The 25,677-nt window shown below is 66.6% G+C and carries 22 protein-coding genes and 1 pseudogene; 7 read left to right on the top strand and 16 right to left on the bottom strand.

The features are described from left to right. From HALZIN_RS0112440 to HALZIN_RS0112480, 9 genes are all read right to left on the bottom strand, one after another. Complete coding sequence (locus HALZIN_RS0112440; protein WP_031384532.1) at positions 1–2,184, bottom strand: ATP-binding protein; 2,184 nt, start codon at positions 2,182–2,184, stop codon at positions 1–3. A gap of 33 nt (positions 2,185–2,217) precedes the next feature. After that, the gene (locus HALZIN_RS0112445) at positions 2,218–2,727 is read right to left on the bottom strand and encodes a putative pterin-binding protein (protein ID WP_031384533.1); all 510 of its coding nucleotides are present in this window, start codon (positions 2,725–2,727) and stop codon (positions 2,218–2,220) included. Positions 2,728–2,812: 85 nt separating this feature from the next. Continuing rightward, positions 2,813–3,241 (bottom strand): universal stress protein, encoded by a 429-nt coding sequence (locus HALZIN_RS0112450; RefSeq protein ID WP_031384534.1) that lies wholly within the window; start codon positions 3,239–3,241, stop codon positions 2,813–2,815. 21 nt (positions 3,242–3,262) lie between these two features. Then, positions 3,263–5,860, bottom strand: a complete 2,598-nt coding sequence (locus HALZIN_RS0112455; RefSeq protein WP_031384535.1) for a TRAP transporter permease — start codon at positions 5,858–5,860, stop codon at positions 3,263–3,265. A 169-nt stretch (positions 5,861–6,029) separates the two neighbouring features. Beyond that, entirely contained in the window at positions 6,030–7,001 is a 972-nt protein-coding gene (locus HALZIN_RS0112460) for a TAXI family TRAP transporter solute-binding subunit (protein ID WP_031384536.1), read from the bottom strand. A 400-nt stretch (positions 7,002–7,401) separates the two neighbouring features. Beyond that, positions 7,402–8,697 carry a TRAP transporter large permease gene (locus HALZIN_RS0112465; protein ID WP_031384537.1) on the bottom strand — a complete coding sequence of 432 codons (1,296 nt, stop codon included), beginning with the start codon at positions 8,695–8,697 and terminating at the stop codon, positions 7,402–7,404. Further along, a complete protein-coding gene (locus HALZIN_RS0112470; protein WP_031384538.1) occupies positions 8,687–9,166 on the bottom strand; it encodes a TRAP transporter small permease in 480 nt (159 codons plus the stop codon). Before HALZIN_RS0112470 ends, HALZIN_RS0112465 begins: the two co-directional genes overlap by 11 nt. 58 nt (positions 9,167–9,224) lie before the next feature. After that, positions 9,225–10,232 carry a DctP family TRAP transporter solute-binding subunit gene (locus HALZIN_RS0112475; protein ID WP_031384539.1) on the bottom strand — a complete coding sequence of 336 codons (1,008 nt, stop codon included), beginning with the start codon at positions 10,230–10,232 and terminating at the stop codon, positions 9,225–9,227. A gap of 226 nt (positions 10,233–10,458) precedes the next feature. After that, positions 10,459–10,914 (bottom strand): DUF192 domain-containing protein, encoded by a 456-nt coding sequence (locus HALZIN_RS0112480; protein ID WP_031384540.1) that lies wholly within the window; start codon positions 10,912–10,914, stop codon positions 10,459–10,461. A gap of 190 nt (positions 10,915–11,104) precedes the next feature. On the opposite strand from HALZIN_RS0112480, the gene HALZIN_RS0112485 reads away from it, so the two are divergent. Next, complete coding sequence (locus HALZIN_RS0112485; RefSeq protein WP_051907512.1) at positions 11,105–12,007, top strand: DMT family transporter; 903 nt, start codon at positions 11,105–11,107, stop codon at positions 12,005–12,007. Between the two features lie 322 nt (positions 12,008–12,329). Here the strand turns inward: HALZIN_RS0112485 and HALZIN_RS0112490 are convergent, their stop codons facing one another. Continuing rightward, on the bottom strand, positions 12,330–13,367 hold the full coding sequence (locus HALZIN_RS0112490) for an IS110 family RNA-guided transposase (RefSeq protein WP_031384542.1): 1,038 nt from the start codon (positions 13,365–13,367) through the stop codon (positions 12,330–12,332). A gap of 223 nt (positions 13,368–13,590) precedes the next feature. Beyond that, a pseudogene (gene ltrA, locus HALZIN_RS0112495) lies at positions 13,591–14,550 on the bottom strand (group II intron reverse transcriptase/maturase); the annotation flags it as partial. A gap of 398 nt (positions 14,551–14,948) precedes the next feature. Between ltrA and HALZIN_RS0112500 the strand changes: the two are divergent. Continuing rightward, entirely contained in the window at positions 14,949–15,743 is a 795-nt protein-coding gene (locus HALZIN_RS0112500) for a M48 family metallopeptidase (RefSeq protein ID WP_031384544.1), read from the top strand. A gap of 21 nt (positions 15,744–15,764) precedes the next feature. On the opposite strand, the gene aroE is transcribed toward HALZIN_RS0112500, so the two are convergent. The 5 genes from aroE to HALZIN_RS0112525 all read right to left on the bottom strand — a co-directional run bounded on the left by aroE (position 15,765) and on the right by HALZIN_RS0112525 (position 20,401). Then, positions 15,765–16,577 carry a shikimate dehydrogenase gene (gene aroE, locus HALZIN_RS0112505; RefSeq protein ID WP_031384545.1) on the bottom strand — a complete coding sequence of 271 codons (813 nt, stop codon included), beginning with the start codon at positions 16,575–16,577 and terminating at the stop codon, positions 15,765–15,767. Continuing rightward, a complete protein-coding gene (gene hemF, locus HALZIN_RS0112510) occupies positions 16,574–17,503 on the bottom strand; it encodes an oxygen-dependent coproporphyrinogen oxidase (RefSeq protein WP_031384546.1) in 930 nt (309 codons plus the stop codon). The genes aroE and hemF overlap by 4 nt, the downstream gene beginning before the upstream one ends. A 38-nt stretch (positions 17,504–17,541) precedes the next feature. After that, complete coding sequence (gene tsaC / locus HALZIN_RS0112515) at positions 17,542–18,096, bottom strand: L-threonylcarbamoyladenylate synthase type 1 TsaC (RefSeq protein WP_031384547.1); 555 nt, start codon at positions 18,094–18,096, stop codon at positions 17,542–17,544. Positions 18,097–18,212: 116 nt separating this feature from the next. Further along, positions 18,213–19,304 carry a DNA-processing protein DprA gene (gene dprA, locus HALZIN_RS0112520; protein WP_031384548.1) on the bottom strand — a complete coding sequence of 364 codons (1,092 nt, stop codon included), beginning with the start codon at positions 19,302–19,304 and terminating at the stop codon, positions 18,213–18,215. After that, entirely contained in the window at positions 19,301–20,401 is a 1,101-nt protein-coding gene (locus HALZIN_RS0112525; RefSeq protein ID WP_051907513.1) for a LysM peptidoglycan-binding domain-containing protein, read from the bottom strand. Before HALZIN_RS0112525 ends, dprA begins: the two co-directional genes overlap by 4 nt. Before the next feature lie 170 nt (positions 20,402–20,571). On the opposite strand from HALZIN_RS0112525, the gene def reads away from it, so the two are divergent. The 5 genes from def to trkA all read left to right on the top strand — a co-directional run bounded on the left by def (position 20,572) and on the right by trkA (position 25,668). Continuing rightward, complete coding sequence (gene def / locus HALZIN_RS0112530; RefSeq protein ID WP_031384550.1) at positions 20,572–21,078, top strand: peptide deformylase; 507 nt, start codon at positions 20,572–20,574, stop codon at positions 21,076–21,078. 117 nt (positions 21,079–21,195) lie between these two features. Beyond that, a complete protein-coding gene (gene fmt / locus HALZIN_RS0112535; protein ID WP_031384551.1) occupies positions 21,196–22,176 on the top strand; it encodes a methionyl-tRNA formyltransferase in 981 nt (326 codons plus the stop codon). Further along, positions 22,173–23,501 carry a 16S rRNA (cytosine(967)-C(5))-methyltransferase RsmB gene (gene rsmB / locus HALZIN_RS0112540; protein WP_031384552.1) on the top strand — a complete coding sequence of 443 codons (1,329 nt, stop codon included), beginning with the start codon at positions 22,173–22,175 and terminating at the stop codon, positions 23,499–23,501. The genes fmt and rsmB overlap by 4 nt, the downstream gene beginning before the upstream one ends. A 78-nt stretch (positions 23,502–23,579) precedes the next feature. Beyond that, a complete protein-coding gene (locus HALZIN_RS0112545) occupies positions 23,580–23,795 on the top strand; it encodes a dodecin (RefSeq protein WP_031384553.1) in 216 nt (71 codons plus the stop codon). A 499-nt stretch (positions 23,796–24,294) separates the two neighbouring features. Beyond that, positions 24,295–25,668, top strand: a complete 1,374-nt coding sequence (gene trkA / locus HALZIN_RS0112550) for a Trk system potassium transporter TrkA (RefSeq protein ID WP_031384554.1) — start codon at positions 24,295–24,297, stop codon at positions 25,666–25,668. The last annotated feature ends 9 nt before the right edge of the window (positions 25,669–25,677 follow it).

A 25,677-nucleotide genomic window follows, 5' to 3' on the forward strand; every position in this document is an offset into this window, starting at 1 on the left:
TCAGGTCGTTGCGTCCAGGCGCTCCAGCGCCTCCAGCGTGTCGCCCAGCGCCGCCGCGATCGCCGTCACCCGCAGGCGGCGATCGGCGACGTCGAGGTGGATCGCGTCGCGCTCGAGCGCCGTCGCCATCGTCGTCACCCGGTTGAGTCCCAGCCCGCTCGACTCGCCCTTGAGACGATGCGCCTGCTCGGCCAGCGTCATGCCATCGCCGCTCACCGCCGCGTCGAGCTCGGCCAGGCGTTCGGGCACCTGTTGCCGGTAGAGCTGCACCAGTTCATCGACCATCTTCGAACCCAAGGCGCTTTTGATCTCGGCCAGCACCTCGGGGTCGATCAGCGCCTCGTCCAAGCTGCCGGGGTCGGTGGCGTTGATGGCTGGTTGCCACGTTTCCGGCGTTGCCGTCAGGAAGCGGTTCAGCATCCGCTCGAGCTGGCCGGGCAGTACCGGCTTGGTCAGGTAATCGTTGAGGCCCGCCGCCAGGGCGCGCTCGCGGACGCCATCGAGCACCCCGGCGGTCATCGCCACGATCGGCACTTCGGCCCGGGCGCCGCCCGCGGCGCGAATCTCGCGAGTGGCCTCGATGCCGTCCAGCTCGGGCATCTGCATGTCCATGAAGATCAGATCATAGTCGCCGGCCAGCGCCCGGGACACGGCCAGCCGACCGTTCTCGGCGACATCGATCTCGAGGCCGAAGCGCTCGAGCAGCGCGATCGCCACCCGCCGGTTGACGGCATTGTCCTCGGCGATTAGCACCCGGCCATGGAACGGCGTCTCGCCGAGCGGCGGGAAGGGAAGCCGCGACGGCGCCTGCACGGCCAGCGTCTCGGCACGCGGCAGCGGTACTTCGAACCAGAAACGGCTGCCCTGATTGGGCTGACTGACGAAGCCGATGGTGCCTCCCATGGCGTTGACCAGGCGCTTGCAGATCGCCAGGCCCAGCCCGGTGCCGCCGTAGTGCCGCGCCGTGGAGACGTCGCCCTGGCGGAATGGCTCGAACAGCGTCGACTGACGCGATTCGGCAATGCCGCATCCGCTATCGCTGACCGTGAAGCGCACCCGCCCCGCCCCGCCGGGCGCTGCCGACAACACGACCTCGCCACGCGTGGTGAACTTGAGCGCATTGGACACCAGATTGAGCAGTACCTGGCGCAGCCGACCGGGGTCGCCCATCAACTGGGCGGGAACGCCCGGCTCGATGCGCCATTCAAGCTTCACCGGCAGGCCCTCCACGCGCGGCGCGAGCAACTGCACGACGCTGCCGATGCAGCGTTCGAGATCGAAGGCTTCGATTTCAAGTTCGAGCCGCCCGGCCTCGATCTTGGAGAAATCGAGAATGTCGTTGATCAGGCTGAGCAGAATCTCGGCGCTCTCGTGGATGGTCAGCGCATAATGCCGCGACTGAGCGTCGCGCTGACGCTCCATCAATAGCGCGCTCATGCCGATCACGCCGTTGAGCGGGGTGCGTATCTCGTGACTGACCACCGCCAGGAAGTCCGACTTCGCGCGACTCGCCGATTCGGCGCGGTGCGCGGTGACTTCGAGTTCGCGGCTGAGCACCTCCAGGGTGCGCCGAGAGGCGTCGTTGGCACGCGCCTCCTGAAACAACAAGCGCACCACGATGACGGTCGCCAGGCTCATCAGCATGATCAGCGCCAGTAGCGCCGTATACAGCTGGAACATGGTCTCCCGAGCCGCGGTCTTGGTCCGGGCAAAGTGCTCGTTGATCGCCATCACCAGTCGCTGAGTGCTATCGCCGAGCGCCTGGAAACCCGCCTGCAAGCGCTCGACGGCGGCGGCATCGAGGCCAGCGAGACGCCGCATGTCGTCGTCGAGTGCCTCGATCTGATCGAGAACCGGCTCGACAAGCCCTTGCACCCTGGGAATCGAGCGAATCAGCTCGGCGATCTGACCATCGCGCAGCAGATAGGAGCGGCTGTACAACAGGTCGAAACTCAATTGCAGCTCGTCGAGCTCCGGGGGTGAGCCGTACTCGCTGCGCAATAGCTGGTTGCGCAGCTCGATGGTTTCGCGGTCGAGCTTGTAGGCGACCCAGGCGGCATCGCTGCCGATCGTCGGCACCAGGCTGCCCTGGCCCCGGAAGATCAGGCTGACGACCACCAGCGCAGCAACGAAAAAGAACACCGCCGCCGCCGTGGCCCACTTGAGCCGTAATGGATAGCGCACGCTACTGCCCTCGACTCGACGGGTACATGCCGTTCATCGAATCTCGATGCTGGCGACCTGCCAAACGCTGCGAAAGCGGATCTTCTCGGTTTGTAGCTCGGGTTGCTGGTCGAACGGATAGAGAATGAAGAGCGGCCCGAAGTCACGCACCGTCAGGCGCTTTGCGTCGCGCATCATCGCCAGAATGACATCGTATTTGATGAAATCGCTGACCGGGATCTCGGCGACGAAGTCGTTGAGCGCCTTGACGATCAACGAGTCGCCTTGCGCCCCGACCGCCTCGAGCAGGTCGCGCCCCAGCGGCCCCGAGAATTGCGAGACGCCCTCGGTCCAGGGGGTTCGCGTCGCCACGGTATGCATGCCCAGTGCCTTGAGCATCGCGGCGTCGAAGACCGCGGCGTCACCGACATTGGTATGGCTGAGCTTGCCGGTCACGCTGAGGATCACCCGCCCCTCGGGAACCGGCAACGGCGTATCCGCCCAGAGCGATGTCGGCACCACCATCAGCAGCTTGAACAGTGTCAGGGACAGGAAATGGCGCATGGTTGAACCTCTCATCGAAGCGCGTGCTTCACTTATGAGGGCTTGCCACGTCCTGTTTGCTTGCCCGATTCAACATTCAGACCTACTAACGTACCACCATCACGGAAATGCCAGCGTGACGAACGACATGCTCGGCATTCGGTCCCAGTATCCAGTCGGCCAGCTTGCGCCTGTTATGCGAGGCCATGACGATCAAATCGCCGCCGACCGAGCGCACCGACTCGATGATGCCTTCGTAGGGCGAGCCATCGGCGATGACGCAGCGGGCCTGCACGTCGTCAGGGACGTGTTCGGCGACGAAGCGATGCTGGGCATCGGCGAGCGCCTGGCGCGCCTTGTCGCTGAAATCGGCCGGGAAGAAGCTGCCGACCAGCGGCATGTGGTAATCGGGCAACACGGTCACGACATGCAACGTGGCGCCGAAGGTGCGGCACAGCGCCAGCGCCGTGGGCAGGGCGCGCTCCCATGAAGCCGGCTCGTTCATGTCGACGGGCAAAACGATCTTCTGATACATGCGACGATCCTCCTTGGCCGGCTAGGCAGCCGATACGGCATTGGTCGATGACGCGCCTCGGCGACGCCTCTGCAAGAGCACGATGAGGATGAAGATCGCCAGCGCCGGCACCCATATCCATTCCTTGGCCAGGCGCCCGTCTTCCGGCACCTGGACCGAGACGATCTGCTGGTCGAAGTCGAAGCCAAGCTCCTTGGCCGGGCTGCCGAACGTCGTCATGTCGACCAGCGTCTCGCCGTCCTGCTGCATCAGCATCAGGCCCAGGTTGTCCATCCGCTCGCTCGGAGTCGCGCCCGGCTGATACGGCACGCGAACGAAGAAGCTGACCGGGTCGCCGTAGTCGTTAAGCCCGGCCACTTCGACACGCAGACTCCCACCCTCATCGAGACTGCCCAGCGCCTGCTCGAACTGCGCCGTCGGCACGTTGCGATAGGGATCGTCGAGCATGTCCATCCAGAACCCCGGGCGGAACAGCGCAAACGCCACGACCAGCAGCAGCAGACTCTCGTACCAGCGGTTCCTGACCAGCATGAAGCCCTGGGTCGCGGCCGCGAAGATCAGCATCGCCACCGTGGCGGTGACGAAGATCAACAGGCCGTGCCAGAGATCGACATTGATCAGCAACAGGTCGGTGTTGAAGATGAACAGGAACGGCAGGGCTGCGGTGCGCAAGCTGTAGTAGAAGGCCTGGAAGCCGGTGCGTATCGGATCGCCGCCCGACACCGCCGCCGCTGCGAACGAAGCCAGTCCCACCGGCGGCGTGACGTCGGCCATGATCCCGAAATAGAACACGAACAGGTGCACCGCGATCAGCGGCACCAGCAGCCCGTTCTGCTGCCCCAGGGTAACGATGACCGGAGCCAGCAAGGCCGACACCACGATGTAGTTGGCGGTGGTCGGCAGGCCCATGCCGAGAATCAGGCTGAGCACCGCTGTCAGCAGCAGCATCAGGAACAGGTTGCCCATCGACAGGGTCTCGACGAGTTCCGCGAGCACCAGGCCGACCCCGGTCTGCGAGACCGCACCGACGATGATTCCGGCCGCCGCGGTGGCGATACCGATGCCGATCATGTTACGCGCGCCGTTGACCAGGCCCTCCCAGAGATCCTGGAACCCGGCGCGAATGTCAGCCGCCATGTCGCTGCGCCCACGGAAGATCGCGATCAGCGGTCGCTGGGTGACGATGATGATTATCATCAGCACGGTTGCCCAGAAAGCCGACAGTCCCGGCGACAGGCGTTCGACCATCAGACACCAGACCAGCACGATCACCGGCAGGATGTAATGCAGGCCGACCATCAATGTGGGCCGGGTCTGGGGTAGCACGATCGCTTCGTTGGGGTCGTCCTCCTCGAGCTCGGGATAACGCGCGCTGACCTTGAGCAACGCCACGTAGACGACCATCAGCACGACCGCCACCACCCACGGCGTGGCTTCGCCGAGCACCGGCTTCAGCCAGCCCAGGCCATAATAGACAATGAATGACAGGGCCATTAGCCCGATCAGTCCGGTCAGGAAACCGATCACCTTATTGAGCAACGGCTTGACCGGGTTGTTGCTCTTCAAGCCCTGCATGCCGGCCTTGAGCGCTTCCAGATGGACGATGTAGATCAGTGCGATGTAGGAGATCAGGGCCGGCAGGAAGGCATGCTTGATGACCTCGACGTAGGAGATGCCCACGTACTCGACCATCAGGAAGGCAGCGGCTCCCATCACCGGCGGCATGATCTGTCCATTGACCGACGAAGCCACCTCGACGGCGCCGGCCTTCTCGGCGGAAAAGCCCACGCGCTTCATCATCGGTATGGTAAAGGTGCCGGTCGTCACCACGTTGGCGATCGACGAGCCGGAGATCAGCCCGGTCATGCCCGAAGCGACCACGGCCGCCTTGGCCGGCCCGCCACGGTAGTGACCGAGCATCGAAAACGCCAGCTTGATGAAATAGTTACCGGCACCGGCCTTGTCGAGCAGGGCGCCAAACAGCACGAACAGGAACACGAAACTGGTCGACACGCCCAGCGCGATGCCGAACACACCCTGGGTGGTGATCCACTGATGGTTGGCCAGTCCTTCAAGACTGACGCCCTGATGCGCCAGCATGGCCGGCATGTAGGGGCCAGCCAGCGAGTAGACGAGAAACACGATGGCCACGATCATCAGCGGCGGGCCCAATGCACGCCGCGTTGCCTCGAGCAGCAACACGATCCCTGTCACGGCGACGATCACGTCCTGCAGGATCGGTGCACCGGGGCGTTGGGCGAGCTGTTCGTAGAATACATACAGATAGGCCGCGGTAGCTGCCGCGACCAGCGCCAGTACCCAGTCGATCGCCGGCACCCGATCCCGCGGCGAGCGCTTGAACGCCGGATAGGCCATGTAGGCCAGAAACATGGCAAAGGCCAGATGAATCGACCGCGACTCGGTGGCACTGAACACACCAAAGCCCACCAGGAACGGCAATGGCGAGGCGATCCACAGCTGAAACAGGGACCAGGCAGCCGCCGTGCCCAGCATAATACGATTGGGTGTCCCGGCCAGCTTGCGCGATCCGGTATCGCTGGAGGCAACCAGATCGTCCAGCTCGTTCGAACTGGCCGCAGGCTTGTTTCTTTCAGCCATGTAGAGTGCCCTGTCATTCGAGAGAGGCCAGCCAGCGGCGCAACACGCCCTGGCTGACACTGGCTACAGTGTAGGCCGCCGCAAGGGCGCGGCGGCCCGCAACAATCAACGATGCGCGACCCCCTCTCGGGTGGCCGCGCATCAGCTCATCGCAGGAGGTCTCGAGGATTTATTCGATCCAGCCCTGTTCCTTGTAGTAACGCGCTGCGCCTTCATGCAAAGGTGCGGTCAGCCCCTTGCTGATCATCTCTTCGGGCTTGAGGTTGGCAAATGCCGGATGCAGCTTCTTGAAGCGATCGAAGTTCTCGAATACCGACTTGACGGTCTGATAGACGGTGTCGGCGTCGGTGTCGGCGTCGGTCACCACGGTCGCCATCACGCCGAAGGTCTTGACGTCGTCGGGGTTGCCCTTGTACAGGCCGCCGGGAATCGTGACCGTTGAGTAGTACGGGTACTTCTCGACCAGCGAATCGACCGCCTCACCGTCGAGCGGCACCAGGTTGGCATCCACGGTGGTGGTGGCTTCCTGGATGGAGCCGTTGGGATGGCCGACCACGTAGACCATGGCGTCGATGTTGTTATCGGCCAACGCGGAAGCCTGCTCGGCGGCGGTCAGCTCGGAAGCCAGCGAATAGACGCTGTTGTCCCAGCCCTTGGCGTCCATCAGCACTTCCATGGTGGCGCGCTGGCCGGAGCCCGGGTTGCCGATATTGACGCGCTTGCCCTTGAGGTCATCCAGCTCGTCGATGTTGGCGTCGGCGCGGGCCAACAAGGTCAGCGGCTCGCCATGCATCGAGAATACCGAACGCAGATCCTTGAACGGTTTCTCGAAGTTACCTTCGCCGTTGTAGGCGCGATAGGCGACGTCCGACTGGGCGACGCCCATGTCCAGCTCGCCGGACTTGATGCCGTTGATGTTGGCCACTGAACCGCCGGTCGAGGGCGCGTTGCACTTGATGTTGGCCTCTTCGACCCGGTTGACCATGCGGCAGACCGACTGGCCAACGACGTAATAAACGCCGGTCTGGCCGCCGGTGCCGATGGTGAGGAAGTTCTGCTGGGCCTGAGCCGGTGCAGCGAGTGTGGCAGCACCGAGGATGGCGCCGGAAGCCATAGCGGCGGAAAGTAACTGGCGTTTCATGCAAGACACCTCATTTGGGTTGTTGTCACGTGTTCGGTCCCTGGCCAATTCATCTCGACATGGCTCATCGGACGATACCGGGCATGCTGGCAGGCGAACCGATCCTGCGCATTCGCCAAGCGCATCGACGATGACGACCGCCTGGCTGAAATAATCGTTGCCCTGTCAAGATACGCACGGTTACACAGGGCTGCAAAAGCGATCAGCGCTCGCCGGAGCACTCGGCGACACGGGTACTGCGGCTGCGGCACGCCAATCTTACCCAAAGCGACCCGCGGACGACAGCCCTTTTACTGACTAAGTCGTTGAAAACGGAGTACCTTCGGTGGGCTACAAAGCCAACGACCATGCTGCAGGCGTGAAATGCCGCGACGCCCCATCGAAACAATCAGCGCCGGGCTCACAGATTGTAGCCCAGCACCCCCGGCAGCCACAGGGCGATCTCGGGGAATAGCGCCACCGCCAGCAGCGCCGCGGCCATCGCGATGACGAACACCAGCGCCCAGCCCAGGGTCTGCTCGAGACGAATGCCGGCCACCTCGGTGGTCACCATCAGATTGACCGCTACCGGCGGGGTGAACTGGCCAATGGCGATGTTCATCGCCAGCAGGATACCGAACCACACCGGATTCCACTCGAAATGCTGCATCACCGGAATCAGGATCGGCATCAGGATCAGATAGATCGAGATCGCATCGAGCAGCATGCCGGCGAGCAGCACCGCGAGCATGATCAGCGCGAGCAGCACCGCACCGTTGTCGGACAGCGCAATCAGCCACTCGGCGAGATTCCGGAAAGTACCCAGCATGGTGCCCGCCCAGGCGAAGATGCCGGCCAGCGCGATGATCAGCAGCACCACCCCGGAGATCGTCGCCGCCTCGCCGAACAGCCGCCACAGCCCGCGCCAGTCGAGTTCGCGGGTAAGAAACAGCCCCACCACCACGCCATAGGCGACCGCCGCCACGGCGGCCTCGGTGGGCGTGAACAGCCCGCTGCGCAGGCCACCGAGGATCAACACCGGGGCGAACAGCGCCGGAATCGCCTGGCGAAAGCTCTCGCCCAGCGGCGGGCGCTCGACCTCGCCGGGCGTCTCCCAGCCATGCCGGCGCGACAGCCAGAATGCCGGCACCAGCAACGCCAGGCCGGCGAGCACGCCGGGGAACAGCCCGGCGGCGAACAGCGCGCGCAGGTCGACCCCGGGCACCACGATGGAATACAGGATCAGCGCCACCGACGGCGGGATCAGGATCGCCGTCGATGCCGAGGCGGCGATCAGTGTCGCCGAGAACGGTTTTGGGTAACCCGCGCGGGTCATGCTCGGCAGCATCACCATCGCCACCGCGGCGGCGTCCGCCGGCCCCGAGCCGCTCATCCCGCCCATGATCAGGCACACCAGCACCGCGACCAGCGCCAGCCCGCCATGCCGCGCACCGATCAGCGCCTGGGCGAAGCGCACCAGCCGCGCCGCGACCCCGGCGCGCTCGAAGACCAGCCCGGCGAGAATGAACAGCGGTATCGCGATCAGCGGGTACTTGGCGATGCTGTTGTAGGTGTTGGTGCCCAGCGTCGCCAGCATCGCCGGCGAGAGGCCGGTGACGATTCCCACCGCGCCGGCCAGGCCCAGCGAGAACGCCACCGGCACGCCGGCCAGCAGCAACAGCAGGAAGCTGGCGATCATCAAAAGATCAGCACTCATCGTCGAGCCCACCGCGCAGGCGATCGCGAATCTGCTGGACGAGCCGCACCAGCATCGCCAGCGCCAGCAGCGGCAGCCAGACCAGGTACCACCACAGCGGCACGCCGAGCCCCGGGGACAGCGACTGCCAGTGGTATTCCTGCCAGGCCAGTTGCGCCCCGTAACCCACGATCAGGCCCAGCACGACCAGCCCCGCCAGGCCCTGAAACAGGATCAACGCCCGCCGCGGCCCCGGCGGCAGCGCGCGCTCGACCAGAGTGATGCGGATATGCCCGCTGCGCCGCACGACCACCGCCGCGCCGGCAAAGGTCACCACCACCAGCAGGAAAACCGAGAACTCCTCGGTGAAGGCGAACGAGGCGTCGGTCACGTAGCGCACCACCACGTTGGCCAGGCTGATCAGCGCGATGATCATCAGCCCGAGGCTCGCCAGCAGGCGCTCGAGCCGTGCATCCGGTTGCGGTTTCATGAAAGACCTCGTGACGAAGCCGGCCAGGACGCTGGCCGGCAAGCCGACAACCCCAGGATCAGCGGTTAGCGACCGCCTCGCGCGCCGCCGCGACGATTTTCTCGCCGATCTGCGGGGTCCATTCGTCATACACGCTCCGGGTCGCCTCGGCGAATGCCTGACGCTGTGCATCGCTGAGCTCGACCACCTCGACACCGCGCGACTGGATGTCGGCCAGGCGCTGGTCGCGCTGCCCACGCGACAACTCGATCTCCCACGCGCCGGCATCGACCGCCGCCTGACGCAGCAGTTCGCGGTCCTCTGCGGGCAGTTGCTGCCAGACGGTGCGATTGACGGCGAAGATCAGCGGATCGTTCATGTAATGCCAGAGCGTCAGGTATTTCTGGCCGACCTGGTCGATACGCGCCACGTCGAATACCGACAGCGGGTTCTCCTGACCGTCGACGGCGCCGGTGGTCAGCGCCGGCTTGGCATCGGCCCAGCTCATCTGGGTGGGATTGGCGCCCAGCGCGGTGAAGGTGTCCTGGAACAGCGGCGAGCCGACCACGCGAATCTTCAGTCCCTCGAGGTCGTCGGGCGAATCGATCGCCAGCTTGGAGTTGGAGAGCTCGCGAAAGCCGTTCTCGCCCCAGGCCAGCGGCTTGACGCCGCGCGACGCGATCGCCGCGAAGATCTGCTCGCCGGCCTGGCCGCCGGTGATCGCGTCGACCGCGGCGTAGTCCGGCATCAGAAACGGCAGCGAGAACAGGTTGAGCTCGGGCACCTGCGGCGACCAGTTGATGGTCGAGCCCACCGCCATGTCGATCAGCCCCTGGCGCATCGCCGAGAACTCGCGGGTCTGGTCGCCGTTGACCAGTTGCGAGTTGGGATAGACGCGCAGAGTGATGCGTCCCTGGGAGCGCTGCTCGACCAGTTCGGCCCATTTCTCGGCCGCCTGGCCCCAGGGAAAGGCGTCCGAGAGGACCGTCGAGACCGAGTATTCGCGGGCCTGGGCGGTCAGCGCGGTGCACAGTAAAACGGCCCCTGCCAAGACGGCAGAAAGACCGGTGAAGCGGCGTGTGATCATGATCCGAATCCTTGCATGCGCCAGCCGGCGGACCCGGTCTGACTGATTTTATTGGCTATTATGGGAAGCTGAGCGGCTTCCTGAGCATGCAGGTCCATTGGGGTGGGGACCCGCCGCGACCGGCTCGTGGCCGTTCGCCAGCAGCACCCGGCACCGGGTGGGTACCGGGTTGATATCGAACATCAGCCATTGTAAAGCGCGCACGCCCGAAAGAAACCCTCGCTCGTCATGGCAGGTCGACCCGATCGCCGACTTCAATGCCCCGCGCGACGAAATAGCCGTCGTTGACCTCCAGGGCCGCGCGAAAGGGCACTCCCGCAGGATAGGTGGGGCAGTCGCTGGCCCGCTCGCCGGAACACGGCACCATGCGCTTGATGGCGCGAATCTCGCCCTCGCTGCCGAGAAAGGCGATCGCCAGCGGAATCAGCGTATTGCGCATCCAGAACGCCCCCTGGGGCGATTGCTCGCGGGGGTAGACGAACAGCATTCCGGCGTCGGCCGGCAGCGTCTCGCGGCTCATCAGGCCACGCGCTCGCTCATCCGGCTCGCGGGCAATCTCGACCTCGAGTTCATAACGGCGTTCGCCGCTATCGATGATCAGCCGTGCGCGCTCCAGCCCGCTGCCATTCTGCTCGGCGAGGGCCGTCGTTGCCAGGCTAGCCAGCGGGACAATCAGTGCCATGGCCAACCACTGTCTTATCGTTCCGGCCACCCCGGCCGCGCCGGCTCCCGCTTGTCGCCGATTACCCATTGCCGCCTCCGTTCAGTCATCCTTGCGATGGTCGCCACGCGCCTCGCCGCCACCCCACCCGTTCTTTATACTCGGGGCTCGCCCTTACGTCAGGCCTGCCACCCATACTCAGGGACACCTCGTGCCACTACGCGATCTAGCGCTCGGTCTCACCGTCATCGTCATCTGGGCGCTCAATATCATCGTCATCAAGCTCGGCGTCGCCGACATGCCGCCGCTGCTGCTGATGACGCTGCGCTTCATGCTGGTCGCGGTGCTGATCGTGCCCTTCACCCGCATCACTCGCCGCCAGCTCCCCTGGTTGCTGCTGCTCTCGGTGACCTTCGGCGGGCTGCATTTCCCGCTGTTGTTTCTGGGGCTGCGCGAGGCCGAGGCCGGCACCGGCGCGCTGCTGGTGCAGATGGGCACGCCCTTCGCCACCCTGCTCGCCGCGGCCTTCCTCAAGGAGCGCCTCGATGCGCGACGCTCGATCGGCCTGGCGCTATCGTTCGCCGGTGTGGCGATCCTCGCCGGCGGGCCGTCGCTGCCCGATGCCCTGCCCACCACCCTGCTGCTGGGCAGCGCGCTATTCTGGGCGATCTCCAATCTGTTGATCAAGGCGGCGGTGCACATTGCACCACTGACGCTGGCCGGCTGGATCGCGCTGTTCGCGATTCCCCAGGTGGCGCTGGAAAGCTGGCTGTTCGAGAACGACCAGCTGGCGGCGCTGGCGGCCGCCGGGGCGAGCGGCTGGGGCGCGGTCTTCTACACCGCGGTGATGTCGTCGATCGTCGCCTACGGGCTGTGGTACCGGCTGCTGCAGAAGCACCCGGTCAGCCGCGTCGTGCCGCTGTCGCTGCTGATGCCAGTGTTCGCGGTGATCCTCGGCGTCTGGCTGCTCGACGATTCGCTGGGCGTCAACAAGCTGGCCGGCGGCACGCTGGTTATCGCCGGGCTGGCGGTGATCAATCTGCGGTTGAGCAAGTTCCTGCCCTGGCTCGGAAAACGCTCGCGCCAGCCCGAGAACGCCCGCCCCGGCAGATAACACTGCCCACCGCTATCGCGAATGAATTAGCTTATATGGACCCGTCCCGTTGTGCAAGCCAGCCGCGACGAGACATGAGGTGAGACTGCACGCTTATATCCGGCCTCTTCATGGCACCTGCTGCGGCACCGGGCCCTGATGGAATGCGCGCTCTCTGGCCTCTTATCTCCCACGCGGCCTCAATGGGCCTAGCGAATTATCAGTGTGCCAGAGAGCCGGTCTTGCCGATCATGTCATCGAGGCAACTTGCCCGCGCAACCTCGGGAAAACTCCTTGCTGTATCCGCTTCCGCTTCTTGCCTTCTCGTCTGGCCTTCCGGCCCTCAGATCGCCTGGCCCTGAGGCTGGTAAGGCCGGCCATGCGCCAGCACGGACCAGCAGATCCGGGCCAGCTTGTTGGCCAGCGCCACGATCGCCTTGCGTTGGCCCACGCGCGCCGCCAGCTCACAGACCCAACGGGCCAGCCGGTCGGGGGTCGCCTGGCGCTGGAACTGGCGTAAGGCCGCCCGGGCCCCATGCACCAACTGGCGTCGCACCTCGCCGTTGCCCCGCTTGGTAATGCCCTTCAACCGCGCCTTGCCGCCACTGGAGAACTGCCGCGGTACCAGACCGATCGAGGCGCTGAACTGGCGGCCGTTGGGGAAACGCCGGGGATCGCCCAGGTGGCTCAGCAACAGCGTGGCGTTGATCGGGCCAATACCGGGCACGCTCATCAGCCGTTCGGCCTCCGCCGAGGCCTTGGCCAGCCCCATCAACTGTTTGTCATAGCCCTTGAGCCGCTCGTCCACCTCACGCCATTGGGCGATCAGGTCGTCCAGCAGGGCGCACAGGGCGCTACCCAGCCGCTCTCGGTGGCGGTCGATCAGCTCTCGGGCGACGCCCTGGCGAAGCACCGCGTGGCCCTGAGCCACCACGAGCCCGAACTCGCCCATCAGCCCGCGCAGCTCATTGCCGATCGCCGTGCGCTCGCGAACCAGGCGCGTGCGTACCCGATGCACGGCCTGAAGCGCCTGTTGTGCCTCGGTCTTGATGGCTACGTGGGGCGTGGCGGGGCGCGCCGCCGCCTCGGCGATCCCCGCGGCATCGCGGGCGTCGTTCTTGTGGCCCTGGACGAAGGGCTTCACGGCCTGGGGCGGCAACAGGCGCGCGTCATGCCCCATCGCGCGGATCTCGCGCGCCCAGTAATGGGCCGAACCACAGGCTTCCATCGCAACCTGGCACGGCGGCATCTGGCTCAGTGTCAGGCGCAGTTGCTGCCGGCTCACCGACTTGCCGAAGATTTTACGGCCGTGTGCATCGATGGCGTGCAGTTGGAAGACATGCTTGGCGAGATCGATACCCACAATGCTAATGTTGTTCATGGATGAACCCTCCTCTCGGGATGCCGTGGGTGCCCCGTGCACCGATAGATGGCGTTACACACTCATCTTGGCACACGGGGGGACGGGTCCATCCCATTTCCCACCAAACCCGGGAGGCCCATTGGGCTTGGGCATTTCCTGATAGGGGTCGGGAAGGCTTCGCCTCCCCGCCCTCCGAACCGTGCGTGCGGTTCTCCCGCACACGGCTCTCCAGTCGATGGTTTCAACATCGTGATTGGCTCGCTTGCTGCCAGGCTTCGGCTAGGGTGAAAAGCCCGGCAGCGGCGAAGAACCTATTGGGCCAACGTCGCGTGTCTGTTCCGGTGTTGCCACGCCCAGGGCGTTTCTCCTGCTTGCGCAGGATGGCGCGAAGCCGTCGGCGGATGAAGCCATCCAACGGCCGGAACGTTGTCCGATAGGCGTGTCGGAAGTAGCCGAACCAGCCTCTTAGCAGAGGATTGAGTGAGGCGATGATCTGCCGCAGACTCTTGCCTTCCGTCCGCCGCGTCTTGCTTCTCACCTTGTCCTTGAAGGCTCTGAGACTCTTCCTACGTACCCAGCGCTTTCCCGCCTCGAAGCGGTAGCCCAGGAAGTCGAAGCCCTCGCCGCGTTGTCGACAGTCACCGATATGGGGCTTGTCGGGGTGCAGGGTCAGGCCATTCGTCATCACCCAGTCCTGCACGTGGGCCAGGGCCTGCCGGGCCTCCTGCTCGCTGTAACAGAGGATGACAAAGTCGTCGGCATACCGCACCATGCGATAGCCGCGCTGGGTCATCTCCTGGTCCAGCGGGTGCAGGTAGAGATTCGCCAGCAAGGGGCTGATGATCGCTCCTTGCGGCGCTCCCGCGGTGGGGCTCCAGCAGTTCATCTCGCTAACGATGTCCTGCGTCAGCCAGGCACGCAGCAGTGACAACAACCGACCATCGCTGAGCCGTTCCTCAACACGGCTCATGAGGCGGTCATGCGGGATGCTGTCGAAGTAACCCTGCAGGTCGGCGTCGACCCCCCAGGTCATGCCGGCCTTGAGGCCATCATCGACGGCCCGCAAGGCGTCCTTGCAGCCTCTTCCTGGTCGGAAGCCATAGCTCATCGGCAGGAACTCGTGCTCGAGAATCGGTTCGATGACACGCTTGAGCGCCGCCTGAACGATGCGGTCCTTGACGGTAGGGATACCCAACGGGCGTGTCTTGCCGTCGCTTTAGCCGCCACCCCAGCGCGACGGGTGCGTTTCAGGCTTCGCTGTCTCCCAGCAAGCTCGCCACCTGACCCGGCCGAATCGAGTTCGTCATCCTACGGACCGCCAGTTCGCCTCCGGTTGCTCTCCACCCCGCCTCGCGGCGACGCAGTTACCTTCGACTACGGGGCCATGGCTTACCCCGACTCGGACTTCCACCGAGTTGTGTGCACGCCTTCACGGGCGCACTGGGAGGGAACCTTGTTCCCGATAAAGGTAGAGGCGCATCCGGTTGACCCACCGGCCCATCGGGGTATCTTGGAGCCGATCAGCGGAGCGGTCCACCACGCCGCGACCACGAATTCGCGATGCCGACCGCGCGGCATCCCATCAAGGAGCGACAAGCGATGCACTGGAAGACCCGTGGCGCCATCGGGGCGCTGGCACTGACCCTCGCCGCCTGCAGCCAGACGCCCACCGGGCGTTCGCAGCTGACGTTGTTCTCCGATGAAGAGCTCGATCGGATGGGCGAGCAAAGCTTCGCCCAGTATCAACAGCAACTGCCCACGGTCGGTGGCCAGACGGCCGACTACGTGCAGTGCGTGGCCCAGTCCGTCACCCAGGCCGCGAGTAGCGGCGAAAACTGGGAGGTCAAGATCTTCAAGGACGATTCGGCCAACGCCTTCGCCCTGCCCGGCGGATATATCGGCGTCAACACCGGGCTGCTCAAGGTCGCCGAGAACCAGGACCAGCTGGCCACCGTGCTCGGCCACGAGGTCGCCCACGTACTCGCCCAGCACGCCAACGAGCGGGTCTCGACTCAGGCGGCAACCCAGACCGGACTGTCGGTACTGCAGTCGGCCGCCGGCCTCGACAGCCAGGGTGGCCAGCAGCTGATGGGGCTACTCGGCATGGGCGCCGAATACGGCATCATCAAGCCCTTCTCGCGCACCCAGGAGAGCGAAGCCGACGTGCTGGGGCTCGAGCTCATGGCTCAGGCCGGTTTCGATCCGCGGGCAAGCATCAATCTCTGGCAGAACATGTCGGCCAACAGCCAGGGCCAGCCCCCAGTGTGGATGTCGACCCATCCCAGCGACGGCCAGCGCATCGAGGGCCTGCAGGCGCAGATGGACCAGGCGCTTGCCGCCTACCAGCAGGCCCGGGCCAACGGCCGCACGCCGAATTGCCAGCGTCCGAGCTGAGCCGCCCGGCAGCGGCGTGCTTCACAGCGAGCGGCGCAATCGCTCACGCACCGCCGCGGTGTCCGGACGGACGCCCCGCCATAGATAGAACGATTCCGCCGCCTGTTCGATCAGCATGCCCAGGCCGTCGACGGTGCGCGCACCACGTTCGGCGGCCCAGCGCAGGAACACCGTCGGCGCGGCGCCGTACATCATGTCGTAGGCCAGCCCGCCATCCGCGAACAGCGCATCGGGCAGCGGCGGTAGATCACCGGCCAGGCTGGCGCTGGTGCCGTTGATCACCAGATCGAAGGGCCCCGCGATCTCGTCGAAGCCGCCGCCGGCAGTCTCGCCCAGGTCGGCGAAGTCCGCAGCCAGCTTGCGGGCCTTGCCGGCGGTGCGGTTGGCGATCACCAGCCGTGCAGGGCCGGTTTCCAGCAAGGGCTCGAGCACGCCACGTACCGCGCCGCCGGCCCCCAGCACCAGAATGCGTGCCCCTTTGAGCGGCGCAGCGTGGGCGGCCAGGTCGCTGACCAGCCCCACGCCGTCGGTGGTGTCGCCATGGAGCTTGCCGGCGTCGTCGAGCAGCAGCGTATTGACCGCCCCGGCGCGTCGGGCGCGCGCGCTCAGCGTCTCGGCCAGACGCCAGGCGGCCGCCTTGAACGGCACGGTGACGTTGGCGCCGCGGCCGGCGGCGGCGGCAAACTCGCGCCAGGCATCGGCAAAGCCGTCGATTGGCGCCTCGATGGCCTGGTAACTCAGCGTCTCGCCAGTCTGCTCGGCGAAGGCGGCATGGATCTGCGGCGACTTGGAGTGGCCGATCGGGTGGCCGAACACGCAGTAGCGATCGCTCATGCCGCGCCCTCCTCTTCCCCCAGCCAGTCGCGGGCGATTAGATAGTCACTGTACAGCCGCGCCTCGGCGCTGCCGGGCTCCGGCCTCCAGCCGTAGTGCCATTCGACCACCGGCGGCATCGACATCAGGATCGACTCGGTGCGTCCGCCGCTTTGCAGCCCGAACAGCGTGCCGCGATCCCAGACCAGGTTGAATTCCACGTAGCGCCCGCGCCTATAGAGCTGGAAAGCCCGCTCGCGCTCGCCGCAGGCGTCGTCGCGGCGACGCCGCACGATCGGCAGGTAGGCGTCGAGGAAGCTGTCGCCCACCGCGCGCTGGAAGCCGAAACAGGTCTCGAAATCCCAGGCGTTGAGATCGTCGAAGAACAGCCCGCCGACGCCACGGGTCTCGTCGCGGTGCTTGAGATAGAAGTATTCGTCGCACCAGCGCTTGAAACGCGGGTAGACCTCGTCGCCGAACGGCACGCAAGCGTCGCGGGCCACGCGATGCCAGTGCAGCACATCGTCGTGCACCGGATAGAACGGCGTCAGGTCGTAGCCGCCGCCGAACCACCAGACCGGCTCCTCGCCGGGCTTCTCGGCGATGAAGAAGCGCACGTTGCCGTGGCTGGTGGGCACGTGGGGGTTGCGTGGGTGCAGCACCCAGGAAACACCGACGGCGTGGAAGCTGCGACCGGCGAGTTCGGGGCGCGCGGCGCTTGCCGAAGGCGGCAGCATGGCGCCATGCACGTGGGAGAAATTGATCCCGCCCTTCTCGAACACGGCGCCGTTTTCGATCACCCGCGAACGGCCGCCGCCGCCCTCGGCGCGCTCCCAGGCGTCTTCCCGGAAAGCCGCCCCGCCGTCCTCGCTGGCCAGCGCCTGGCACAGCGTATCCTGCAGGTCGAGCAGATAGCGCTTGACGGTATCGAGATGAGGGTGGGACACGCGGATCTCCTTGGGCTTTGTCTGGAAACTGGCGGCGTTCACTCGCGCAACCACTCGCCGCTGCACAGGTCGCGGATGCGGCTGGGGCGGGGACGACCGCCCAGCGGGCCGTCGACAATCGTCACCGCATCGCCGAAGTAGTCCCGCACGGTAGCCGCGTCGCGGGCCGGAGGCTCGCCGGCGCGATTGGCCGAGGTCGATACCAGCGGCCCGCCGAAGGCCTCGCACAGCGCGATCACCCCGGGATGGTCGCTGACCCGCACGGCGACGCGGTCATGATCGCCGCGCAGCAGCGCCAGCGAGCGACCGTTGTCGGGGACCAGCCAGGTCAGCGGGCCCGGCCAGCTGTCGGCCAGACGCTGGCGCAGCGATAGCTCGAGCCCGGCCAGCCAGGGCTCGAGCTGGGCCATGGAGGCGGCGACCAGGATCAGCCCCTTGGCGGGGTCGCGTTGCTTGAGCGCAAGCAGTCGGGCGAGCGCGGTCGGGTCGTCGGGATCGCAACCCAGCCCCCACACCGCCTCGGTGGGATAGGCGATCAATCCGCCTTCGCGCAGCTGGGCGACGGCGGTTTGCAGGGTAGCGGTTGAGTACATCCGGCGGGACTCCCTTCAACGAGCTTCGAGCTTTGGCGAGCTCCGACACGCGGTAATGACGCGGCCAAGTCTAGCATGCAGCGCCGCGCCCCGGCAGCCGTGGCGCTTGGTCTGGATCAGCAGCGCACCCAGCCACCCGGCGCCTGGGCTACCCGACCCTCGAGCTCGAGTTCGAGCAAGCGCTGCTGGCAGAAGCCGAAGTCCCTGCCCGAGAGTTCGATCAGTAGATCGAGCGGCGTCGGCGAGCCGCTGAGCAGGTCGAGCAGCGCATCGCCGCTCGGTGCCGCCGGATTCGCCGGATGCGTGGCCAGCGTCGACGAATCGCCTGTCGCGACCCAATGGCCGAGCTCGAGCAGGATGTCGGCAAGCTCGCTGACCAGCGTCGCGCCCTGCTTGAGCAGCGCCAGGCAGCCCTGGGCCTGCGGATTGTTGAGCGAGCCGGGCAGCGCGAACACTTCACGGTTCTGCTCGGCGGCCAGCCGCGCGCTGATCAGCGAGCCGCTCTTCTCGGCCGCCTCGATGACCAGCACGCCCAGCGACAAGCCGGTGATCAGCCGGTTGCGGCGCGGGAAGAACGCCGGATTGGCGCGCGTCCCCGGCGCGTACTCGCTGAGCAGCAGCCCGCCCTCGCCGCGCATGCGCCGATAGAGCTCGGCGTGGCGCGCCGGGTAGGTGACATCGATGCCGCAGCCCAGCACACCGATACTGCGCCCCCGCGCATCGAGCGCAGCCTGATGGGCGCGCCCGTCGATGCCCAGCGCCATGCCGCTGGTCACGCACAGCCCCGCCGCGGCCAGTTCGCCGGCGAAGCGCGCGGCGTTGCCGAGCCCCTCGCGGGTCGGTCGCCGCGTGCCGACGATCGCCAGCCCGGGTGCCTCGAATGCGGCGAGATCGCCGATCGCCCACAGCAGCGGCGGCGGGTCGGGAAGCTCGTCGAGCAGCGCCGGCCAGGCGTCATGGCCGGGATAGAGCAGGTGATGATCGGTCGCCGTGGCCTGCCAGTCCTGGGCACGCGCGATGAGCGCCGACAGCGGACTGCGCGCCGGATGATCGAGCCACAGCCGCAGGGCGTCGCGCCCCGGCGCCGGCAGCATCGCCAGCCAGCCTTGCGGCCAGTCCGGTGCCTGGCGTTGCAGTTCGGCCAACCGCCGTGGCCCGATTCCCGGCAGGTGGGCCAGCGCCAGGGCGATTTCCGGGGTGGCCGTCACGGCCGCCGCGCCGAGCCGGCGAGCAGATCGTCGCTACGCGGCGCATGGACCCGGTCGCCGACTGCCAAGCTGCGCGTGGCGTGCATCACCAGCGCATAGCTGACCCGGTCGTAGAGTCGGAACACCATCAGCCAGCCGGCGTCCTCGCCGGGCAGTTGCACGGGTTCGCCGGTCTGCGGGTCGCTGAGCGTCTCGCCCTGCTGTTCGACGGCCAGCACCGCGCCGCGACTCAGACCGTCGCGCTGGCCCAGGTCGAGCGCCACCACGTCCAGCCGGCCGATGAACTGCACGCCGCCCGGCACCGCCAGGATCCGACCCTCAAGCGGCTGTTCCGGCGCGTGAGGCTGGAAGGCCGGCGTCACCGGCAGCGACTCCTGGGTCAGCAGCCGGTCGCCCTGGCGAATTTCCTGGCGCGAGGCGGTGACCCGCAACAGCGCAACGTCGCCATCGCGGCGCACTAGCCGGGCCTCGCCCAGGGTTTCCAGCTCGAGGCCCAGGAACTCGCCACTGTCGGGGTCGAGGTAACGCTCACCGCGACGATAGATGCCGAAGCGCTCGCCAGGCGGCAGTTCGCCGCGCACGTAGATGCGATCGCCGGCGCCGCTGACGATTCGCCGGTCGTCGCCGGCGATCACATAGGCGGCATTGTCGAACTCGCCCGGGCCGACGATGCGGTTGGCGTCGAGAAAGCGCTGCACGCTTTCCAGCGGCAGCGGCGGAATCGCCTCGCGCCGTGGCACCTCGCGAACCTGGGGCGAGAGCCGCACGACACCACCCTGGCCGGGCTCCAACCCCAGCCGCGGCTGGCCATTTTCCCGGTAGAGATAGATCACGTCGCCGGGGTAGATCCAGTGCGGGTCGTCGATCTGCGGGTTGCCGTCCCACACCTCGGGCCATTGCCAGGGGTGATCGAGAAAGCGTCCGGCGATGTCCCACAGGGTATCGCCCCGGGTCACGGTATAACGGCTCGGCGCATCGTCACGCAGCGTGGCGGCCGCAGCGGGCTCGAACGGCAATAGCCCCCCGAGGGCGATACCCAGGGCCAGGGCCCCGAGCGCCAGCCAGCGCCGGCAGCCGCCGGCAGTTTGTTCACTCATCCCCTGCGCCTCGTTATATTGTGTCTCATGCGTGTCCAAGCATTATCGTCAATGCCGCGCATAGCCTTGAACTATCATGGCGATATTCCGGGCATGGTTTCGTTCCATGCTACCGCGTCCTACAATACGGTACATATCCCTGCTTAACCCGAAACGGTATTTTCAACGCCATGGCCAAGCTAGAGATCCTCGAATACCCCGACGACCGCCTGCGCACCAAGGCCGCACCGGTTGTCGCTGTCGACGACGAGGTGCGCACCCTGGTCGACGACATGCTCGAAACCATGTACGACGCCCACGGCATCGGCCTGGCGGCCACTCAGGTCGACCAGCACCGTCGCATCATCGTCATGGATGTCAGCGACGACCAGTCCCAGCCACGGGTACTGATCAACCCCGAGTACGCGCCGCTCGACGACGAGCGCGAGCCGATGCAGGAGGGCTGCCTGTCGATCCCCGAGTTCTACGCCGAGGTCCCGCGCGCGTTGCGTGTACATCTCAAGGCGCTGGATCGCGACGGCACGCCTTATGAACTCGACGCCGACGGGCTGCTGGCGCACTGTATTCAGCACGAGTGCGATCACCTCGAGGGACGGCTGTTCGTCGATTACCTGTCGCCGCTCAAGCGCGACCGGATCATGAAGAAGATGCAGAAGCGCCACAAGCAGATGGCCTGACGTCATCGACTGTCAATAGCATCTTTACAGCGCCGAGAGCCCCGAGGCCCTCGGCGTTTTTCGTTCGCGGGGCGATCCGCTACCATGGCGGCGTTCCCCGTCAGCAAGGCCCTTTCGATGACCCGACCGTTGCGCGTGATCTTCGCCGGCACCCCCGACTTCGCCGCGCACAGCCTGCAAGCGCTGCTCGCCAGTCAGCATCAACTGCTCGCCGTGTATACCCAGCCCGACCGCCCCGCCGGTCGCGGCCGCAAGCTCACGCCCAGCGCGGTCAAGGCGCTGGCCCAGCAGCACCCATTGCCGGTCCATCAGCCGCAGAGCCTCAAGGATCCCGAGGCCCAGCGCGAGCTCGCCGCCTACTCGGCGGATGTCATGGTGGTAGTCGCCTACGGCCTGCTGCTGCCCCAGGCGGTGCTCGACGCCCCGCGGCTGGGCTGTCTCAACGTCCACGCTTCGCTGCTGCCACGCTGGCGCGGCGCGGCGCCGATCCAGCGCGCCATCGAGGCCGGCGACGCGCTGACCGGCGTGACCATCATGCAGATGGATGCGGGGCTGGATACCGGCGACATGCTGCTGACCCGCGAGACGGCGATCGACGCCACCACCACCGGCGGCGCGCTGCATGACCGGCTGGCCGCGCTGGGCGGCGAGGCGATCGTCAGCGCGCTCGATGCGCTGGCCGGGCCGGGACTGACCGCCACACCGCAACCCAGCGCCGGAGTGACCTACGCCGCCAAGCTGTCCAAGCCCGAGGCGGCGCTCGACTTCACTCGCCCGGCGGTGGAACTTGCCGCCAAGATTCGCGCCTTCAACCCCTGGCCGGTGGCCTGGACGATGCTCGACGACGCCCCGCTGCGGCTGTGGTTCGCCGAACCCGAGACCGGCGAGCAGGTCGCCACCGCCCCCCCGGGCACCCTGCTCGAGTCCGATGGCGAGGCGTTGCGCATCGCCTGCGGCGCCGAGAGCCGCAGCGTGCTGCGCGCGACCCGCGCCCAGTTGCCGGGTGGCAAGCCGCTTGACGTGCGCGAGCTGCTCAACGCCCGCGGCGAGCGTTTCACGCCCGGCAAGCGGCTGACCCGGGAGGGGGCGACATCATGAGTCAGCCCGACGTTCGCGCCACCGCCGCGCGCCTGCTGGTCCCGGTACTCGACGGCCAGGGCTCGCTCGGCCATCTCGACGGCGGGCTTGCCGCGGCGGGCATCGCCAACCGTGACCGCGGCTTCGCCAAGGCGCTGTGCTACGGCGTGTGCCGCGCCCTGCCGCGTCTCGAGGCGCTGTCCGGCGAGCTGTTGCGCCAACCCTTCAAGCGACGCGATCTGGATGTTCAGGCGCTACTATTGATAGGGCTCTACCAGTTGCTCTACATGCGGGTGCCGCCGCACGCCGCGGTCGGCGAAACCAGCGGCGCCGCGCGCGCGCTGAGCAAGGAGTGGGCGACCCGCGTGCTCAACGGCTGCCTGCGGCGCTTCCAGCGCGAGAGCCAGACGCTCCAGGCCAGGGTCGACCGCGATCCGAGCGTGGCGCTTTTGCACCCGCCGTGGCTGCTCAAGAGCCTGCGCCAGGCCTGGCCCGACGACTGGCAGGCGATCGCCGAGGCCAACAACCGGCCGGGGCCGATGACATTGCGCGTCAACTGTCGCCGCAGCTCGCGCGAGGCGTATCAGGCGCGGCTCGCCGAGGCCGGCTTGGCGGCCCGCGCCGCGCCGTATGCCGCCCAGGCGCTGACCCTCGACGAGGCCTGCGACGTCCAGACGCTGCCCGGCTTCGAGACGGGCGAGGTCAGCGTCCAGGACGAGGCCGCCCAGCTCACCGCCGAGCTGCTCGCTCCCGCGCTCGAGACCCGGCCCGGGGCGCGGGTGCTCGACGCCTGCGCGGCGCCGGGCGGCAAGAGCGCACACTTGCTCGAAACCTTCGCTATCGCGCTCACCGCGCTCGACAGCGATGCCCAGCGGCTGTCGCGCGTCGAGGCCACCCTCGCCCGACTGGGCCTGTCGGCGACGCTGACCCACGCCGACGCCGGCGAGCTGGCCTGGTGGGACGGCCAGGCGTTCGATGCGATCCTGCTCGACGCGCCCTGCTCGGGCAGCGGGGTGATCCGCCGCCATCCCGACATCAAGCGCCTGCGCCGGCCCAGCGACATCCGTGCGCTGGCCGGCCAACAGGCGCGTCTGCTCGACGCCTTGTGGAGGACGCTGACGCCGGGCGGCACGCTGCTCTACGCCACCTGCTCGGTGCTGCCCGAGGAAAACAGCCAACAGATCGCCGCCTTCCTGGCGCGCACCGCCGATGCCCGGGCGACGCCGATCGACGCCGACTGGGGCCGCCCGGCCGGGGCCGGGCGCCAGCTGTTGCCCCAGGCCGGTGGCCATGACGGCTTCTTCTACGCCCGGCTGGTCAAGGAGTCGACAGGCCCCGGTGGCTAGCTTCTATACTGGATGATGGGTCCGTGAACGCTTCGGCGTGCCCCGGGTCCTCACCCATTCCGGCATTTGGAGTTGCCCATGTCCACCCACGTCTACAAGCACATCGAGCTCACCGGCTCCTCGCCCAAGGGAATCGAGGACGCCGTGGAGCAGGCCATCGCCCGGGCCAACGAGAGCCTGCACGACATGCGCTGGTTCGAGGTCACCGATACCCGGGGCCACATCGAGCATGGCCGAATCATGCATTGGCAGGTCACCGTCAAGGTCGGCTTCACGCTCACAGAGCCCGAGTGACGCGCCTGTGAGGCTCATGTGAAAGCTCACTTGAAAGCTCACTTGAAAGCTCACTTGAAAGCTCATTTTAAAAGGTTCTTCGCAGATCAGCGTGAAACGTCAAGGCCTCGCTATTGGGAATAAATTGCCTCCCACGCGACCCGGCCTGGATGGCCATTTGGAGCATGGGGCCGGGGATTTTTGTGGGAGGGAACTTGTTCCCGATTGGCGCCGCAGGCGCCCGGCATGGCCGGGAAGGTACAGTGCCCGCCGCCATCGCGAATGAATTCGCTCCCACAAGGACAAGCTAACCGGCAGGGGGCTGTGGGAGGGAGCTGGTTCGCGATGATCCGTGCCGCATTTCCCGGCAAAATGCGATGAACCTTTTAAAATAACGGGGTCCGGTCCACCGGGCCCTGTCCCCGCCCCGCTCGACTGGTTTATGCTTGCTCGCGTTTGAGAGCGCCCCGGTTGAACGCTCTTCCCAATCCCCGACCTTGCGCACGCGGACCCGACAACGATGAAAATTATCATTCTGGGCGCCGGCCAGGTGGGCGGCACGCTGGCCGAACACCTCGCCCACGAGGAAAACGACATCACGGTGGTCGATACCAGCACCGAGCGGCTGCGCGAGTTGCACAATCGTCTGGACATCCGCACCGTGACCGGACCCGCCTCCTATCCGATGGTGCTGCGCCAGGCCGGCGGCGAAGATGCCGACATGCTGATCGCGGTGACCAATTCCGACGAAGTCAACATGGTCGCCTGTCAGGTCGCGCACACGCTGTTCCGCACCCCGACCAAGATCGCCCGGGTGCGTGCCGCCGCCTACCTGACCCGCAAGGGCTTGTTCGCCAATGACGCGGTGCCGGTCGACGTGCTGATCAGCCCCGAGCAGGTGGTCACCGATCACATCCGCCGGTTGATCGTCTACCCGGGCGCGCTGCAGGTGCTCGAGTTCGCCGGCGGCCAGGTCCAGCTGGTGGCGGTCAAGGCCTATTACGGCGGGCCGCTGGTCGGCCAGGAACTGGGCTTCCTGCGCCGCCACATGCCCAACGTCGACACCCGCGTGGCGGCGATCTACCGTCGCAACCGGGCGATCATCCCGCGCGGCGACACGGTCATCGAGGCCGACGACGAGGTGTTCTTCATCGCCGCGCGCAAGGACATCCGTGCGGTGATGAGCGAACTGCGCAAGGTCGAGCGCGACTTCCGCCGGGTGCTGATCGCCGGCGGCGGCAACATCGGCCAGCGCCTCGCCGAACACCTCGAGCACAGTCATCAGGTCAAGATCATCGAGCACGACCTGGAGCGCTGCACGATGCTCTCCGAGCGCCTCGACCGCACCGTGGTGCTGCACGGCAGTGCGACCAGCAAGCGGCTGCTGATCGAGGAGAACATCGAGGACTGCGACATCTTCTGCGCGCTGACCAACGACGACGAGGTCAACATCATGTCGTCGATGCTGGCCAAGCGGCTGGGCGCCAAGAAGGTGCTGACGCTGATCAACAACGCCGCCTACGTCGACCTGGTCCAGGGCGGCGAGATCGATATCGCCATCTCGCCCCAGCAGGCGACCATCGGCGGCCTGCTGACCCACGTGCGGCGCGGCGACATCGTCAACGTCCATTCGCTGCGCCGCGGCGCCGCCGAGGCGATCGAGGCGATCGCCCACGGCGACTCGCGCTCGTCCAAGGTGGTCGGCCGGGCGATCGCCGAGATCGACCTGCCCGCGGGCACCACCATCGGCGCGGTGGTGCGCGGCAAGGACGTGCTGATCGCCCATGACGACGTGGTCGTCGAGTCCGGCGATCACGTCATCCTGTTCGTGATCGACAAGCGACGTATCCGCGACGTGGAGCGGCTGTTCCAGGTCGGCCTGACCTTCTTCTGAGCGTTTCTT

This window comes from Halomonas zincidurans B6, assembly GCF_000731955.1.
Classification (GTDB): Bacteria; Pseudomonadota; Gammaproteobacteria; order Pseudomonadales; family Halomonadaceae; genus Modicisalibacter; species Modicisalibacter zincidurans.